Origin of the sequence: Pedobacter vanadiisoli (assembly GCF_042684385.1) — a bacterium.
In the GTDB taxonomy this organism is placed as follows: Bacteria; Bacteroidota; Bacteroidia; order Sphingobacteriales; family Sphingobacteriaceae; genus Pedobacter; species Pedobacter vanadiisoli.
Window position 1 is genome coordinate 66,091 of record NZ_JBHULL010000009.1, and the last position, 17,669, is coordinate 83,759.

Here is a 17,669-nt window from a genome sequence, read left to right on the forward strand (position 1 = left end):
TAAAAGGTCAAAAAAAATCCTCCAAAGTAATTTGGAGGATTTATATCTTGGAAGATCTTTCGCTATGCGCGGAATGACCATTTATTTTGTTGCGTACATTACTTCTTTTACGGCTTTAATTACGCGTTCTGCATTTGGTAAGCTGGCTGCAATTAAAGTTGGAGAGTATGGAAGCGGAACATCTGCACAAGTGATACGTAAAACCGGTGCATCTAGGTAATCGAATGCATTTCTTTGTACATTGAAAGCAATTTCTGAAGAGATAGATGCCAATGGCCAGGCTTCTTCAACCACAACCAAACGGTTTGTTTTCTTAACCGATTCGATGATGGTTGCATAATCGATTGGACGAACAGAACGTAAATCGATTACTTCTACATTGATTCCTTCTTTGGTTAATTCTTCTACAGCCGGATTTACCACACGGGTTAACATTTTACCAAAAGTTACGATGGTTACATCGGTACCTTGTTTGGTTATATTGGCTTTTCCTAATTCGATATAGTACTCTTCGGCAGGAACATCACCTTTATCGCCGTACATTACCTCCGATTCCATGAAGATAACCGGATCAGGGTCAAGGATTGATTGTTTTAATAAGCCTTTTGCATCGTAAGGTGTAGCCGGAACTACCACTTTTAAGCCTGGGGTATTGGCGTACCAGTTTTCGAAGTTTTGAGAGTGTTGTGCACCTAATTGGCCAGCGTTACCTGTTGGGCCACGGAAAACCATAGGGCATGAGAACTGACCTCCACTCATTGATAAAATTTTAGCAGCACCATTGATAATCTGATCAATAGCTACTAATGAGAAGTTGAAAGTCATAAATTCAACAATCGGAATAAGGCCTGCTGTTGCGGCACCAGTTGCAATACCTGCGAAACCTAATTCGGCAATCGGGGTATCGATAATACGTTTCGCACCAAACTCGTCAAGCATACCCTGACTCACTTTGTACGCCCCGTTATATTCTGCTACTTCTTCACCTAATAAAAAAACGCGGTCATCTTTACGCATTTCTTCGCTCATGGCTTCGCGTAGTGCTTCTCTAAATTGGATTTCTCTCATTGTAAATTTTTATAACGGGGGCAAATATAATTATTAATCGCTTTGAAACCAAAGGCTAAAATGCCTATGTTTTGTAATAATTATGGGTGTTTTAATTCATTATTTCGCACTTTTTTGGCTATATTTTTTGTTTATCCGTTTAAAGAAGAAATATTATTGGGTAATTGTGTTTTTGTTAAGCTTTTTGTATCAAAGCTTAGGCTTTTTCCGAAATATCTTCTCCAAAATGGATGATGTCGTCCACTGTTGCCTAAAATGAAAAACTGCATCATGCCCCAGGGCATATTTTTTAAATCCCAGTTGTCACAAAAAGTAAAACCCATTTTCCCGTATAGGATTTTACGGTTTATTCTGCATTTAAGGAGGCGGGAACCAGTGTTACGCTTTATTTAATGGTTTGGGTTCAACAATCCATAAATCTCGCTGTCAAGAAATTGGCCCCTAAAATAATAATCTTGTTTAAAATGCGCTTCTTTCACAAAACCATGTTTAATCAGCATTTGTCTTGAAGCATCGTTTTCTACATTAATGTTTGCACTGATGGTATGTAGGTTAACCTCATTAAAACCGAAATCAATTGATCTTTTTAAGGCTTCAGAGATAATTCCCTGCCGCCAATAATCAGGATGTAACATGTAACCAATCTCGGCCCTATGGTTGGCAAAGTCGGTTCGCCAATAACCTACAGAGCCAATCATCTTATCGGGAGTTTCTTTTAAAGCAATTACCCAAGCCAGGTTGTCGCCATTCTCATAACCATTTCTAAAACGGGAAATAAAATCTTTAATCTCAAAAATATCTTTTGGTCTTTCTCTATCAATGTATTTCATTACTGTTTCGTTAGTGCGCAAAGCGAAAAGGGCTTCAGCATCATCAAGATCGTGTTCTCGAAGGATTAAGCGTTCGGTTTTCAGTACAGGAAATTTTGTGAAATTTAAGGTTAGCATTTTTAAATTTAAGAGATTAAGCGCAAAGCCAGAAAGTTTTTTACCATGGAGAACACGAAGTTGATATTTTTCAATCTAAAGCTGCGTACTCTGCGACTTACTTTGTTTGCTCTGTGGTTATTTTACTAAGTACTTGGTGTCCTTTGCAATTTACTTTATTTCTTTACGGTTGGAACTATTTCCCAAACAAGGTTTTATAAATAGAATATTTGTAATTATCCTCAACAATACTGGCCACAAAATAGGGTGCTTCGAACAGTTCAGTCAGTTTTTTTCTGAGTTCCGCCAAAAATTCCGGTTTTATTTCTTCCAGGTATTCGCCTGAAAGGGTTTGCCTGCCGGATTTAAACCAAACGCCGTCTACGCTCATGGTTTTTACCACATACAGATTCGGTTCCACAAAACTTTTTCCCGAAAACTGCTCATAAGCATAAGTGTATAACAGGGTTTGAATCAGCGCTTTATTAATGTGTTTGCCATCAGAATTAAACAACTCTGGAATATCTTTAAAAGTTAACTTGTCGCTACCGGTTTTGTAATCGATAATTTTGGTTATGCCATCTTTTACATCAACACGGTCGATAAAGCCGAATATCTTCACACTAACCTCTTTTCCCTTTAACGGGAAGCTGATTTCGGCCTCTACTTTTTGTTCAAGACTAATGATATGGAATGGGGTTTGTGTTTCATCCTGGTTTAAAATGATATTCACATAGGCATCCACAATGGATAAAATAACCTTTTGCATGCCTTTGTATTCCATTACCGTATCGGGATTTTTGAACATCACGGCATTAAAGGCTTTTTGTATCAGTGCAGGAATCTGTTTGCGTTTTTCCTTAATGCGCTCAGCAGTAATTTCGCCCGATCTTAAATCCTCGTAAAAATACTCCATTACCTTATGTAAAATCGACCCGATTTCGTTAGCTTCTACCACTGCACTTATTTCTTTAGGCTCCTTAATCCCAGCAATATAATTGAAAAAGAAATCAATAGGGTTGGAGATGTACTGGGTAATTGCGGAAGGTGAAAGGACCTTTTTTTTATTGAGATATTTTTGAAGTGTTTCCTGGATAAAGGCATTATTGGTTTTATCGATCTTTACCTCTTTAAAAGCTTCGGTTTTTACTTCGAGATTAAGTTCATTGTAGCTGAAATCGAAACCGCTCTCATACTCGAGCTGTTTTAAAATCCTGCTGGCTTCGCCGGAAGTGTATTCGTCGGTTAAGCTGTTATAGACAAAATTAATATTCTTTGCCCGTTGTAATAGGCGATATACCATGTAAGAGGAGATGGCATCGAGATTTTCCAGTACCGGAAGGCCATAAACACGGCGTATGGAATCAGGTATAAAGCTGTTGCCAATTGATGATTTGGGAATAATCCCTTCATTAAAACCTAAAAATACCACTTTATCGAAATTTAAGTTCCGGGTTTCGAGTAATCCCATTACCTGTATACCGTTGAGCGGATCGCCCGAAAGTGGTACTGCAATGGTCTGCAGTGATTTTTGAACAAGGTAAATTACAAAAGGGATTTCTTCTTTACCGATGTGGTTGCTGAATGTATCGTGCAACCTGTTTAATTCCTGTATGGTTTTTACAAAGAGCTCAGCATCTATCTTTTTTAGCGTTTTAGCGTTCGATAGACGCATGAGCACATAATCGAGTACATCTAAAAGATTAGTGACCACATGCTGCGGATCATCAATTTTTTTATAGAAAGTTTCAAACAGCCCGCTTTGACGCAATAAACGTTTATGATCGATCTCTACCTGGTTTTCCTCCAGCAGGGCAGTTAACACTTTATCGCGCATTTTTTGTGTTAAACCAGTTAGAGGATGGGTTAAAAAAGCTTCTACATTTTTATAACTTACCTTATCGCGCTGTAAAATTTCCAGTTGACTACCTAACCATAAATCAACCAGCCCAAAAATACTGGAGGTCGACAGGGCAAAACCCATGGTTACATTCAGGTCGATTTGCTTGCCGTTAATGTTGGTTGGGATGGTTTGCAGTGTTGGGATCAAAAGGCTTTCGTCAGCCAAAACCACCACTGTTTTTCCAACGGCTTCTGCTGATTTATAATCTTCTTGCAAAATGTTATTGAGTATTTTGGCCTGAGCCGATTGCCCCTGAACTTTAAAAACATTTACCTGGTGCGGTACTGATTTCATCAAACTTTCCTGCCCTTCAAATTCATTTTTCAATCCAAGCTGGTTGATGTTTTTACGTAAAAACAGACCTGCCTCTTGCGAAACATCATCTAAATAATAGCTATCGGCATCGAAATAAAAGAGTGCGTTACCGGCTTCCTGCAACTGTGTGAATATTTTGGCTTCTGCACTGCTTAAAGCATTAAAGCCAACAAAAATGATCTTGCCGTTTTTAAAATTGGCATTGAACGCCTGGTGCTGGGCGATATTATCTGAAAGATAACGGTAAACCGAGCCATTAGTTAGGTAGCCCTTTTCCTTCAATGCAGCATGAAACTTATGGTAAAGTTTAGGCATTCTTCGCCACATTTTAATGAACAGTTCTTGTTGCTTTTTATGTTTCCCCTCCGAATAGGAAGTCCAGAACTGGGCAAGAAACTGGTATTGCTCGGGACTTAAATAATCAAAGTCTTTATTGATCGTTGAAATATCTTCCAGGTCACGGTATAATTTCTCAGCATCTACAAGATCGGCATCAATCTGGTTAAAATCGCTTAGGATGATCTTGGCTAAAGGAAAAAACTTGTGACTTGATATGTTTTCCAGTTTCTCTTCTGCCAGCAGTTGATTATAAATGCTGTGAAGGGTAAAAAACTGCAGGTAAAAATCGGCTATTTTATAGCTGGTAGAACTGGCAAAGAATTCCTGTATGGTAAAAAATGACGGGCTGAAAAATGGCTTGCCGATAATATCGGCAAAGTGTTTCTGCAAATAAGCTGACGGGCGTTTATTGTTAAAAACAATGGCACAACTTTCCAGCTGATTGCCAAACCGGGCAACTAAATCTTCTGCAACTTCCTGTAAAAATGGTTTCATGTAGATCTTTTAATCGTTCCCTTGGTTTTTTAATTGCAATTCGATAATTGCTTTATTGTTTTCGATCCAATCTGCCAGCTGTTTCTCCGTTGGTAGATACATTTGATATTTTGAGGCAAACAACTGTTTGCTATCCTTCAGCATAGAATATTTAACAACCGTTTCCTCTTTATCAGTACAAAGGATAATGCCAATTGTTGGATTATCGTTTTCCTGTTTTTTTAAATCATCAAACATTTTGATATACATATCCATTTGGCCAACATCTTGATGGGTAAGTTTATTGGTTTTTAAATCAAATAGCACAAAACATTTTAGAATATAATTATAGAAAACAAGATCAATATAAAAGTTACTGGTTTCGGTGCTTATTCTAAACTGCCTGCCTACAAAAGAAAATCCTTTACCTAGTTCTAATAAAAATTGCTGAAGATGATTAATTATCCTGGTTTCTATGTCCTTCTCTTTTAATGTTGATGATTGTTCGATTTTTAGAAACTCTAGAACATAAGGATCTTTAATGAAATTTTCAGAAAGTTGTATATTATGGTTAGTTGGGGCTACTTCTTTCTGATTCGATAATAGCCGTTGAAAATACGATGAGTTAATGTTTCTTTCTAATTCTCGCGAACTCCATTGTTGATGTTCTGCTTCATTTAGATAATATGCTCTGGCCTGAGCATCATCCACCCTCATAATTAGCCGATGATGTGTCCAGCTTAAATTGCTACGCAGTGCGTATGATATTTCATTTTGTTGATTATCAGCATTATAAGAAGTGATACGCACTGCGTAGCAAATTTGTTCTTCGGGATAGGTTAGGTAAAATTGGCGAAAATTTCTCAAGTTAGAATATGAAAAGCCTTTACCAAAATCTGCTGATAATTTTTTAGATAATGATTGTAAAATTTCTTCTCCATAAGCTGCTTTTACATTCCCTCCTTGCTCATTTTCAACTATTTCCTTCCCGATTTGCCAATAAGAAATTACCATGGCCGTGTTAATGGCTTTGTAAGCTTCGGCTCTGTATCTTTTCAGTATATTTAATATATTCTTGTATAAATCATTTGCTTTTTCCATATCACACTAATTTTAATTTGCCCTTAACTGCGTAAAAAAGGTAAGTTTTGATATTCTGATAGCCCATTTCCGAAAGTAAGGCTTTGTAGGTATGTACCTGCTCAATGTGTTTATCGCTCTCTTCTAGTGTAAATTTATAATCAAGAATAATAACTTCTTCTCCATTTACCAGCACCCTGTCTGGCCGGTGGCTTTTTCCTTTTTCATCAACAATGGTTTTTTCTATGATATTTTCGCTTGTTTTGCCTAAAATAGATTGTAATTCCGGATTATTTAATACTTCCAAAGCAGACCCGATCAGTTTTTGCTTTTCCTCATCTTTAATAATGCCTTGTAAAACCAATTGATCGGTATAATCTTCCACTTCTTGTTGGTCGCGGGCACTGGCAAGTATATCGTGCAGTAATGAGCCTTTCCGGCCAGATTTTTCGATATTGACCAAATGTTTCAGGTGTTTTTCTTCTGATGGAATATAAAGTTCGGATAAACGGGTAGTAGTAGGATAGCTTTTCAGGTCGATAAAATTAGATTGTTCGGTTTTGTTTTCGACCCTTACATAATCAACAATTTCGTAGATCCCATTCTCGTCAAACTGCTCTTCAAAAGTAAAATTGATGACATCGCCCATGTTTGATAATTTCATCTCCTTTTTACCCATAGTAGCAATGTACAGGTAATCTTTAGAACGTGTAGTGGCCACATAGAGCATATTCAGTGCATCCATGTTATTGTAAAGCAGTTCTTCGTAATATGCCTTTGCAATTGCCGAATCGGCCAAAGCTTCATTATATTTTAGGGGTATGCCTTTCAGTTCTTGATAAACCGTTTCTTCTGATGAAACCCAGAAAGTGCCATTGGGTTTGCCTTTTATTTCCCAGTTGCAAAATGGCACGAAGACAGCCCTGAAAGCCAAACCTTTCGATTTGTGAATGGTAATGATCTGAATGGCATCTGCACCTTCCGGAGAAGGTAAAGACTTCTTAATCCCATCTTCTTCCCACCAGGTTAAAAATGCGATAATGCCTTTTTCTCCAAGTTTTCCGGCTAATGCTGTTAAGTCTCTAAATGCCAGCAGGTAAGGTAAATTGGCCGTGAGGTCTTTTAAACCATAGCTTTCAATCAGGATTTCGACCAGTTCTGGCAAGGGCAACTGTAGCCAGCTCTGCCAGTTCAGGCATAAAGCGGTGGGTAAAACTGCCGTTAGTGTATAGAGCGGTTTTTGACTAAGGTTAATGTAATGGTTGGCATCGGCATCTCTTCCGTGTAAGGAATGGTAAAGCGCGATGCAATTGGCTTTATACAATGCCGTTTGACTTTCTAATCCTATTAGGGTTTTTAAGGTATTAATAATCAGTTGTATGGCCGAATTATTTGAAATCAACAAGGCATCTCCTGACAGAACGGGCAAGTTATGTTCCATCAGTTTTTTTACCGTTAACAGGGCTTCACTGTTCGATCGTACCAGGATAGCAATGTCTTTTAACGCATATTGCTGCTCATTTTTGAGCTGATTAATTTCTTTAACCATATCATCAAGAGCAATATCCCTAAAAACAGTTTCGGTAAAACGGGCCTCTTCTGGGGCATGGTCTTTACCAAATTTCTTGATTTTAATGGTACCACCTTTTAAAGTATTGGTAGCGAAATTCTGGGTAGAGCCGCTATAAATGTCAGTAATAATCTGCTGGTAATTTTGTTCCTGCCACCAATTAAGGATATTTTCAGGTTTAGAGGCCAGGTTTTCGTTCAGCTCATTCTGCAAAGTAAGCGGAATGGCTTTGTAAAGAAAATTATTAAAAGTGATGATATTTTCTGCACTTCGGTAATTTTCTTCCAGACTTTCTTCGAGAACATTTTTAGCACCAACATCTATTTTAGCATGTTTATGCAGGATGTTCCAGTCGCCATTACGCCAGCGGTAAATAGACTGCTTGGTATCGCCGACGATGAGGTGGTCGATTAAATCCTGACTTGGCGTAGCCATTGCATTGGTCAATAATGATTTAAAACTTCCCCATTGACTGGTAGAAGTATCCTGAAACTCATCAAACAGGAAGTTGCGGTACCGATTGCCCACTTTTTCCCAAATGAAAGAAGGGTTATCGCCAGCATCTTCTGTGATTCCCGAAATCAGCTTTTGTGCATCACTGATCAGCAGGTTATCGTTTTCGGCCCTATACTCTTTAAGAAGAACGGCAATTTCCTGCATTAACCTTAAATAATAGAGGTTTTTATTAAAGGCGATAGCCAGTCCGTAATTGGGCAGATGTGTTAAGTAATGCGTTTTTAGCTTTTTTAATATCGGGTTTACCGTATCGTAAGCTTCAGGAAAATTTGCATTTTTCTGGAACCATTCATCCGGCTCATCAATTAATTTAAAAAGCAGTTCTATTTTTGAAAAGTCGCCCCTGGCTACTAAAATGATTTTTGCCAGCGGACTTCTTGATTTGCCTTTAAGGTGATCGTTTTCTACGCCGATTACATTAAGGGCTTCGTTGGCTTCAGTTGCCAATGCCACCAGTTCTTCTTCGAAGTTTTTAATTTCCGATTTGGTAAGCTGTATGTATTTTTTAAAGAGTTCATCGATGTTTTCAAGTCCAAGGGCATTTACCGCGTCTTCAAAAACCTGGAAACGCTCTGAAAATATTTCCCCGATAAGATTATAGAGCTCGAATTTATAGTTCCAGCTTTTGTTATCGCTAATGCGTTCGATGGCCAGATCGATGATCCACTGCAGGAGCTGTTTATTGTGATCCAGGGCTTCGTCTAATTTGTTAACCAGATCGTCCTTCACTTTATCATAATTCATTTCTAAATTATAATCGGCATTAAGGCCGAGCTCAAAGGCAAAACCACGGATTACTTTTTGCACGAAACCATCGATGGTGCTCACCGAAAAACGGCTATAATCGTGCAGAATTTTGCGGTAAATCTTATCGGCTTTGAACTGGAGTTCCTGGGTGCTTAACATCAGATAAGCCTTTAAAATAAGCTTCCGATAATCGTCGATTTTTTTTGATCGATCATCTTTTGCCAATCCAAGCAATACCTCTAATATCCTCGTTTTCATCTCTTCGGTAGCTTTGTTGGTAAAAGTTACGGCTAAAATTTCGCGGTATTTATGATCTCCACTGAAGAGCAACGTAAGATAATGTGCAGTTAAACTGAACGTTTTACCGGAACCGGCAGAGGCTTGAAGGATTTTGAGGGGTTGGGGCATAGGTGTCTTTTATTCCCCTCCTTTGGAGGGGTGCCCGCAGGGCGGGGTGGTTAATTATTATCTCTAAATTTATTTAATTAGTGGCGGTTGATTTCCATACGTTGTAATAATATATTCTTCCAAACCCATGATCACGAACTCCATTTGTTTCATTACGTCGTCAACTGTTATGCGGTAAATTTTTAATCCCAGAGAAATTAAATAATCTTCTCTTTGCTTATCATAATCTTGTTTGTCATCATGACTGCAGCCATCAATTTCGATTACAAGACCAAGCTGCTTGATGTAAAAATCAACTATATAATTACCTATTATACGTTGTCGATCAAAATCTATTTTGTGAAAGCGTTTTTTTGTTACCTGCATCCAGAATAATACTTCAGGTAAATTTTGCGCCTGATGTAATGCTTTTGCCCTTTCTCTTAATCGGGGTTGATAAGTTAGGTTAGCAATCGGTCTTGTGGTTAAAGTTATCCCGTTTATTACAATTTCTTTTTGCAAAGTATTTTTTAACACCCCGTCCTTCGGACACCCCTCTGAGAGAGGGGAATGCTGGGCGCCTAAACCGGCATCGGGGTTAATTTTTTTTTGCATTTTTTAGTTGTGTTATTCCTCCCGATACACCGGTAGATGCCCGCAGGGCGGAGTGGTAATTAATAGCTCAAGCTATTTTCTTGCCCTAACTTACAACAATTTAAAATTTTCCCGAAATCATGATATCAACATCAGGCCTTTTTCTTCTTCTTTTTCTGAATGGTTTTTAAGCTGATTCTTGCTGGCCGTTGAGCCATTTCAATAGGTAAATTAAGCAGGTCGCGAATTACAACTGATGCACAGGCCCCGCCAAAGGCTGCAGGTAAATAGGAAATGGTACCATAAGCCGAGCGTTTAAAATTGCTTCCGTCGGTCATAATCATCGAGTTTTTGTCTACTCCTTCAGTGGAGAAAACAGCTTTAATTTTAGCCGAATTTTCAAGTTTGTTCAACCGTTTGCGTACATAACTGGCAAAAACACATTGGTAGGTTTCGGGAAGTAAAGTAATTCTTAGTTTGGTTGGATCCATTTTGCCACCGGCCCCCATCGAACTTACGATCGGTATGTTTTTTTGAAGTGCTGTGGAGAGTAAAGTGATTTTTGGCATTACGCTATCAATACAATCCATTACATAATCGAAATCAGACTCCAGGATTTCCCTGCATTTTTCAGGGGTTAAAAAAGTGCTTACCACATGCAGTTTCAGGGCAGGGTTAATCGCCAGTAAGCGTTCCTGCATAATTGCAGCCTTGCTTACCCCATGATTGGTTGCCAATGCCGGCAATTGCCTGTTTCGGTTGGTGGGATCTACCACGTCGCCATCTACGATCGTCATTTCACCAATACCGGAGCGGCAAATAAATTCGGCAGCAAAAGAACCTACACCCCCCAAACCGATAACCAGAACATGTTTCGATTGGAGTTTTTCAATTCCATCATTTCCAACAAGGAGCGCAGAGCGCGAAAGCCAGCTTACATCAGACATATCAATTCTTGTATTTAACCACAGATGAAAAGCCTGCCCTGCCATTCAGGCGGGGATGGACACAACTTATAACTCAATGGATCTTGCATTAGCTAAGAAAACTTTCCGTGCTTTCTGCACATCCGTGGCTAGTTTTTTAAATTCAATTTATTCCAGTCGGCAAAAATACGAGCTTTAAGCTCATCAACGCTACATTTTTTTAAAATGGCTGCGGCCTGGTAAATTTCCTGAATGGAGATATCTGAATCGTCGGTTTCCAGGAAGAAGTGATCGGTGTTTTCAATCAGTTTTGCTGCGCCAGAAGCTGCTTTTAAAGCTGCTGTACCGAAGGAAAGCATAAAACCTTTATCTAATAGCTGTTTGCCAAGTGCTTCATTTTTATTAAAACCATGGATAATCATAGGAACTTTCACCTTTAATCTTTCTTTAACCGCGATTAATTCTGAAAAACATTTAACACAGTGTAAAATTAGTGGTTTCTGTATTTTTTCGGCGAGTTCGATCTGTTTTTCAAGGATGATGATCTGATTTTCCAGGTTTTCGCCCCTCAATCGATCTAGTCCACATTCACCGATCTGTTTTACATTCGTTTGATTGGCCACCACAGTTAAATATTTCATTTGAAATTCTAAGTGATCAATTTTGGCAAACCATGGGTGCAAACCAACCGAAATTGGCTTTGTTTTAGGCATAGCTAAAAAGATATCGTTTGTTAACGACAAGCTTTGAATGCTGGTTACCCCTTTTTGTATAGCAGTTTTATGGGTATGTATGTCTAAAAAATCCATGGAAATACAAAGATAAAGAAAATGGAATAGGGAAAATATTAAGATGGAAGGTGTAGGAAATGGAAAAATGACAAGCTTGATTAAACCTTTTGGCAAAAACAATTCCATTAATGACCAATGACCAATGACCAATGACCAATGACCAATGACCAATGACCAATGACCAATGAATGTTTCCCTTCTGTAAAGAATTTGCGAATAATCTATCTCATCACTAGACTTTATTAGATTTGTGTTTATTATTCTTAAAACTTATGAAACGATTAGTCATTTTATTAACCGCTTTATTATTTGCGACTACAACTTTTAGTCAAGCAAAAAAAGAAGGGGTTCATATTTATAACCCTCAGGCCGATGCCAAAGCAGATATTGCAGCGGCGGTTGCAAAGGCATCGAAAGAAAATAAGCATGTTTTATTACAGGTTGGCGGTAACTGGTGCAGCTGGTGCATTGCTTTCCACAATTTGGTTGATAGTACTGCTACATTGAAAAAATACATCAACGATAACTTCGAAACGGTATTGGTTAACTACAGCCCTGAAAATAAAAACGAAAGTGTTTTAGCCAGTTTAGGCTACCCACAACGTTTCGGTTTTCCGGTGTTTTTAGTTTTGGATGGAAAAGGAAAAGTATTGCACATTGAAAATTCTTCCTATTTAGAAACTGAAGAGGTTGGAGCTAACGGTAAAAAGAAAGTTGGTCACGATGTAAAGAAAATAACAGCGTTTTTAAAAGGATGGACCACCACTGCGGTTAATCCGGAAACGTATAAGCCAAAAGCAAAGTAGTTTTATAAAACTTTTGAATAAATGGCGGCAGATCATATTGTTAATCTAATCTGCCGCCTTTTTTAATCATCTAAATCATCATCCTCGTCTTCATCATCGAAGTTCAGCTCGTAAGACGCTCTCGAAGCCCTGTCGGCCTGTTCCAGCAGGTCTTTATCATGTTCGATACTGGTATCATCACCACTAATTTCGTTGATGTTTTCTACTTCGTCCTCTCTGCGCAGTGCATCGTTAGGATCGTTTGAATAATCGTCATCTTCCGGGTCTATCATAACATTGAGTTTTTATAATAGATTAATCGTTTTCAGCCTGAAATTGTTTTAAAAAAAGCAGAAAGGCTAAAGCGGAAAGACTAAAGTTTAAAGCGAAGGGGCCAAAACAATTGATTGCTAATTTTTATGCAATCTGTGCCCGTTTGGTTAAACACTATTGGCCTTCTCCAAATTTATAATTCGGCGCTACACTTACCGGTAATTTACCCGTTGGCACCAATCTGTTATTAATTACGGCTGCGGCCGAAATTTGCATGTAATCTTCTTTTTGATAGGCTACAACAAGTCCTTTGCTATTTTCCAGTCCTGGTAACCCTGCCAGGTTGTATGGATTAGCAAATAAGGCAAAAACAGCATTTTTTCCTGATAATTCTTTAATAAAATTCTTTACTCCTGCATTTAGTGGTATGTTGTTTGCGGGCCTTGATCTGCTATCATGTATACCTACAATAACCTGGTCAAAAGCGCTGATTTCGCGGGCAATATTCGAGATTTGTGTTGGGTTGGCATCTTTATCCAGGACATAATAAACCGAGTTATAGTAACCTTTGGCAATTTCTTTCTGGAAAGTGGTAACAGAAGGTACACCGATACTGATAATAGCCGTTCTTCTAATCGGTATTAACCGTTTTATGTAATCTTTACCCTTTAACAAAGTAACTGAAGCATTGGCGAGTTCCTGCACCAGTGCATTGCTGGCATTCCGGTTAACAGCAGCAACTATACCCTGTGTTACTATTGTATCTTTTTTGGCTAAACCCGCCCAGTATTTAGCGGTTAATATCTTGCGTACGCTGGCATCGATGTCTTTCATGCTTATCCGGTCTTGCCTAACCGCTTTACGCACAAGCTTAATGGCCCTGTCGCTGTTTTCAGAAAGCTCCAGAATATCGTTACCGGCAATAATACCCATTAAATCGGCTTCGCCGTTTTTGAAATATTTAACCACACCTTTCATGTCCATCGCATCAGAAATGATTAAGCCTTTAAATCCGAGTTTTTGCTTTAAAATGCCGGTAACAATGGGTTTGGAAAGGGTAGAAGGTAAGTTTGGTGTATTATCAAGCGAAGGGATATTCATGTGCGCTATCATCACCCCCGATGCCCCCTGCTTAATCAGTTCTCTAAAAGGGTACATCTCCAGGGTATCTAACCGGGTAGCTGAAAAGGTAAGCTGAGGTAAATCGTAATGCGAATCCACATCGGTATCGCCATGGCCCGGAAAATGCTTTAAAGTGGTTAATAAACCACCATCCTGCATACCCTTCATATAAGCTGCAACTTTGGTTGCTACGTTATATTTATTTTCGCCAAACGAACGGTAATTAATCACCGGGTTTTTAGGATTATTGTTAATGTCGGCATCAGGAGCTAAATTCATTTGCATGCCCATGCGCTTATAATCTTTGGCTACCTCTAGACCCATTTTGTATATAAGTTCCTTGTTTTGGATTGCACCCAGGGTCATTTGGTAAGGATAAGAAATGGTACTGTCTAAGCGCATACCCAAACCCCATTCGCCATCGTTAGCTACAATTAAAGGCACATGGCTCAATTTCTGGTAAGCATTGGTGGCAATGGCCTGCCGGCCCGGACCACCCTGAAAAAAGATTACCCCACCTAACTGTTCCCTTTTAATTACCTGGCCAACCGAATCGGTATATTTCTGGCCCAGATTGGTGTGTGCACGTACAAAGAACATTTGAGCAATGCGCTCTCTTCGATTTAGCTTATTAAAAACCGAATCGACCCACCTGGGCTGATTGGCTAACATTTCTAAATAGGTTTTTTGCTGTGCGCTGCCAGAAAATGCAGTTCCGCAAAGGGCAATGAGTATAAAAATATTTTTTTTCACTTATTTTGTTGTATCAGGTCAGCTAAATTAATAAACCAAAGCCGTATTAAACAAAAACTCGTCCAGGTAATCGATTTAATACAGTATTTTAATAAAAGTGCTGATTAAGCCGATATTAGCTTAAGACTTATACATCCCCTTGCCTTCAATAAAATTAATTACCTTATCGGGTAGGAAAAACTGTACATTCTTTTGTGCTTTAATTGCCTTACGGATAAAGGTTGAAGAAATCTCCATCAGGGGTGTTTGGGTAAAAGTAATGGCCGGATGGTTTTGCCATTCTGTTACATCAGCTCCGGGGCGGGGATATACGTAAATCTGGTAATTTTTTAATAATACTTCGTAGTTTTTCCACTTTTTGAAGGAAACCAGGTTGTCGGCACCCATAATCAATACAAATTGCTTCTCAGGGTATTTCTCGTGGAGATAAGTTAAGGTATCAATCGTATATGAAGGCTGTGGCAGTGCAAATTCAATGTCGCTCACACGGATGTGTTCGGCATTTTCGGTTGCCAGTTTGGCCATTTCTAAACGATCGTACATATTGGTTAAACCGTTTTTATCTTTTAATGGGTTATGCGGCGAAACCACCAGCCAAACCTCATCGAGTCCGGTATGGTTAGCCATGTAGTTGGCAATAATTAAGTGACCGGTATGGATGGGGTTATAAGAACCGAAGAAGAGTCCAGTTTTCATGTTTGCGGTTTTCAGTTGACATTTTTCAGTTGGATAATACTAATTAAAATTACTAAAACAGTTAAGCAACGCCATATTTTTCAGGATTGCTCATCATGTGGTTTAGGAGTTTTCCAATCTCATCACTTTGAGTAGTTAATTTTTCGTATTGTTCTTTGGTGAGGTATTTGCACTCGAAAGCAAATTTTAGCCAACCTCTAGTTTCGCTATTTTCCATGTCGCTATCCGAAAGTTTACTGATGAAATGAGCTTTATATCGACGTTTTCTATAAGCTTCAACTAAGCAAATGTTGGTAGAACGCGAAGATCTTCTGATCGGTTAATGAATAAATTTCTTCTTTGAGAAAAGATTTGCTGATTTCAAAAATATCTATGGGCAACTCAAATGACTTCTTATACACTAATAAATCAAAAAAATTGCCCATAAAATATCCTGAATCTGTTATTTAAATGTTTGTTTCGCTGCTTTTATCTTTCCAATACTGCAAACTATAAATTTCTCTATTTCCAGACCAGTGTTTGCCTGCTGAAAACTGCAAATCGCAAACTGCTAACTTTTCAAGAAATCCCCAACCAACTGCTCCGCTTCTGCACAGGCGGTATTAAGATCGAAATTTTTTAAGACTACATCGAATTTATCTGCATAAAGTAATTCTTTTTCGGCTTTAATAAACCGTTCCTGCAATTTTTCAGGGCTATCTGTTCCACGGCCGCTTAAACGTTCTTTCAATACTTCCAATGATGGTGGCTGAACAAAAATGGCCAGTGCATCCTCTTCGTATTTTCTTTTTAAACGTAAACCACCTTCTACATCGATATCGAAAATTACATGTTTGCCTTCATTCCAGATGCGGTCTATTTCTGAACGCAGCGTGCCGTAAAAGGTTCCGTTATAAACCTCTTCAAACTCTACAAATTCCTGGCGGGCAACCCGGTGTAAAAACTCTTCCTTGCTAATAAAATAGTAGTCGTTTTCGTGTGTTTCATCTCCACGTAGCTCGCGCGTTGTAGCAGAAATAGAAAAGCTCAGTTCAGGAAACTTTTTTAATAAATGATGTACTATAGTCGTTTTACCTGCTCCTGATGGTGCTGAAAATATAATTAATTTGCCTTGCATTTTTAAAAGTTTTGCGATTGGTGTTAGGCGTTAAGCGCTTATCGCTCTCCGCCTGACGCTACAACACATTCAGTAATTGTTCTTTTATCTTTTCTAATTCCTCTTTCATACCTACAACAAACTGCTGCATCTGGGCATCGTTCGCTTTTGCTCCCATGGTATTGATTTCGCGGCCAATTTCCTGTGAAATAAAGCCTAATTTTTTGCCGTTTGCTTCTTTGCTGGTTAACGTTTGCAAGAAATAATCGCAATGGCTTTTTAAACGAGTTTTTTCCTCTGTGATGTCGATTTTATCTATGTAATAGATTAATTCCTGCTCAAAACGGTTCTGATCTATATTTACCTTACCAACGGCATCATCCAAAAACTGACTGAATTTATCGCGGATGGCCGAAATCCTTTTAGGTTCCAGTTCCTCAACAGATTTAAAGTAAGAAAGAATATTTTTAATCCTCAATTCCAGATCGGCCTTTAATACAGCCCCCTCATCTTCCCTGAATTTATTGAAATTGGCCAGGGCTGAGGTGAAAATCTGGTACAACTGGTTCCATTCATCTTCGCTTATGCTTTCTTCCTTATAGCTGATTACATCGGGAAAAGTTAATGCCGTTTGTAATAAATTGCTGCTCTCTGCACCTAACTCTTCGTTAACGGCAATAAGTTGTTTGTAATAGTGGCTTAATAATGCCGTATTGATGGTTGCACCTGTAACTTCACCATTGGTGCGTTCTACATTGATGTTTAAGCTTACCTTTCCTCGTTCAATGTCTTTGCTGCAGATATTGCGCAAGATCAGTTCTTTATCAGAAAAAGCTTTAGGGTATTTTAAATTCAGCTCCAGAAATTTACTGTTGAGCGATTTGATTTCGACACTATACTTTGCGTTTGCATAATCGGCTGTTGCTAAGCCGTATCCTGTCATGGATTTTATCATGCGCAAAGATAGGGTTTTAAGCCGAAAGGAGAAATAATAATGGTCAGTGCCTCAGAATTGTGGGTAGTTGCAAATAAAATATAATGTCGCCGATATTTTGAAAACCAAGGTTCAGTCTTTTATCGCAGAAGCCGCCCCGCTTTACGCTTTACTTCGTGTTCGCTGCAATTGGGTTTAGGTACAAAGTGGAGTAGCTTTTGGCAGAGGCTTGTTGCCTACAGAATGCAGAACCTCAGTTTTTAAACCTGACAGTAACGGCAGCCTCCGATTTAAGCACCGGTTTATGTTATATTTTGGTGTGCTTGCTTGTTTCACAGGTCTTCTATCGGAGCTACAGTGGATGGCAGGGCTGG

Annotated in this window: 15 protein-coding genes; 1 reads left to right on the forward strand and 14 read right to left on the reverse strand. The window is 38.7% G+C overall.

Translation table 11 applies throughout. The features are described 5' to 3' along the window. Window positions 1–81: 81 nt before the first annotated feature. The 8 genes from ACFSR6_RS11525 to ACFSR6_RS11560 all read right to left on the reverse strand — a co-directional run bounded on the left by ACFSR6_RS11525 (window position 82) and on the right by ACFSR6_RS11560 (window position 11,654). The gene (locus tag ACFSR6_RS11525; protein WP_183767358.1) at window positions 82–1,068 is read right to left on the reverse strand and encodes a pyruvate dehydrogenase complex E1 component subunit beta; all 987 of its coding nucleotides are present in this window, start codon (window positions 1,066–1,068) and stop codon (window positions 82–84) included. A 389-nt stretch (window positions 1,069–1,457) separates the two neighbouring features. Continuing rightward, a complete protein-coding gene (locus tag ACFSR6_RS11530; protein WP_379078879.1) occupies window positions 1,458–2,015 on the reverse strand; it encodes a GNAT family N-acetyltransferase in 558 nt (185 codons plus the stop codon). A 175-nt stretch (window positions 2,016–2,190) separates the two neighbouring features. Next, window positions 2,191–5,046 (reverse strand): PD-(D/E)XK nuclease family protein, encoded by a 2,856-nt coding sequence (locus tag ACFSR6_RS11535; protein ID WP_379078882.1) that lies wholly within the window; start codon window positions 5,044–5,046, stop codon window positions 2,191–2,193. A gap of 9 nt (window positions 5,047–5,055) precedes the next feature. Then, window positions 5,056–6,126, reverse strand: coding sequence for a PDDEXK nuclease domain-containing protein (locus ACFSR6_RS11540; RefSeq protein ID WP_379078884.1), 1,071 nt, complete (start codon window positions 6,124–6,126; stop codon window positions 5,056–5,058). Between the two features lies 1 nt (window position 6,127). Continuing rightward, window positions 6,128–9,346 (reverse strand): UvrD-helicase domain-containing protein, encoded by a 3,219-nt coding sequence (locus tag ACFSR6_RS11545; protein ID WP_379078887.1) that lies wholly within the window; start codon window positions 9,344–9,346, stop codon window positions 6,128–6,130. A 69-nt stretch (window positions 9,347–9,415) separates the two neighbouring features. Further along, the gene (locus tag ACFSR6_RS11550) at window positions 9,416–9,940 is read right to left on the reverse strand and encodes an endonuclease domain-containing protein (protein ID WP_379078890.1); all 525 of its coding nucleotides are present in this window, start codon (window positions 9,938–9,940) and stop codon (window positions 9,416–9,418) included. 131 nt (window positions 9,941–10,071) lie between these two features. After that, window positions 10,072–10,866 carry a tRNA threonylcarbamoyladenosine dehydratase gene (locus ACFSR6_RS11555; RefSeq protein ID WP_379078892.1) on the reverse strand — a complete coding sequence of 265 codons (795 nt, stop codon included), beginning with the start codon at window positions 10,864–10,866 and terminating at the stop codon, window positions 10,072–10,074. Between the two features lie 128 nt (window positions 10,867–10,994). Beyond that, the gene (locus ACFSR6_RS11560) at window positions 10,995–11,654 is read right to left on the reverse strand and encodes a TatD family hydrolase (RefSeq protein ID WP_379078895.1); all 660 of its coding nucleotides are present in this window, start codon (window positions 11,652–11,654) and stop codon (window positions 10,995–10,997) included. Window positions 11,655–11,908: 254 nt separating this feature from the next. Here ACFSR6_RS11560 and ACFSR6_RS11565 point away from each other — a divergent pair, with 254 nt between their 5' ends. Next, entirely contained in the window at window positions 11,909–12,442 is a 534-nt protein-coding gene (locus ACFSR6_RS11565) for a thioredoxin family protein (RefSeq protein ID WP_379078897.1), read from the forward strand. A gap of 62 nt (window positions 12,443–12,504) precedes the next feature. Here the strand turns inward: ACFSR6_RS11565 and ACFSR6_RS11570 are convergent, their stop codons facing one another. The 6 genes from ACFSR6_RS11570 to ACFSR6_RS11595 form a co-directional block, all read right to left on the reverse strand. Next, the gene (locus ACFSR6_RS11570) at window positions 12,505–12,714 is read right to left on the reverse strand and encodes a hypothetical protein (protein WP_379078900.1); all 210 of its coding nucleotides are present in this window, start codon (window positions 12,712–12,714) and stop codon (window positions 12,505–12,507) included. Between the two features lie 154 nt (window positions 12,715–12,868). Next, entirely contained in the window at window positions 12,869–14,488 is a 1,620-nt protein-coding gene (locus ACFSR6_RS11575; RefSeq protein WP_379079632.1) for a glycoside hydrolase family 3 protein, read from the reverse strand. A 201-nt stretch (window positions 14,489–14,689) separates the two neighbouring features. Beyond that, complete coding sequence (gene nadD / locus ACFSR6_RS11580; RefSeq protein ID WP_379078903.1) at window positions 14,690–15,265, reverse strand: nicotinate (nicotinamide) nucleotide adenylyltransferase; 576 nt, start codon at window positions 15,263–15,265, stop codon at window positions 14,690–14,692. Window positions 15,266–15,326: 61 nt separating this feature from the next. Further along, window positions 15,327–15,581, reverse strand: coding sequence for a four helix bundle protein (locus ACFSR6_RS11585; RefSeq protein WP_456238602.1), 255 nt, complete (start codon window positions 15,579–15,581; stop codon window positions 15,327–15,329). Window positions 15,582–15,815: 234 nt separating this feature from the next. Beyond that, entirely contained in the window at window positions 15,816–16,382 is a 567-nt protein-coding gene (gene gmk / locus ACFSR6_RS11590) for a guanylate kinase (protein WP_379078906.1), read from the reverse strand. A gap of 58 nt (window positions 16,383–16,440) precedes the next feature. After that, window positions 16,441–17,304: a YicC/YloC family endoribonuclease gene (locus ACFSR6_RS11595; RefSeq protein ID WP_379079634.1), complete on the reverse strand. Its 864-nt coding sequence runs from the start codon at window positions 17,302–17,304 to the stop codon at window positions 16,441–16,443. Between the last annotated feature and the right edge of the window lie 365 nt (window positions 17,305–17,669).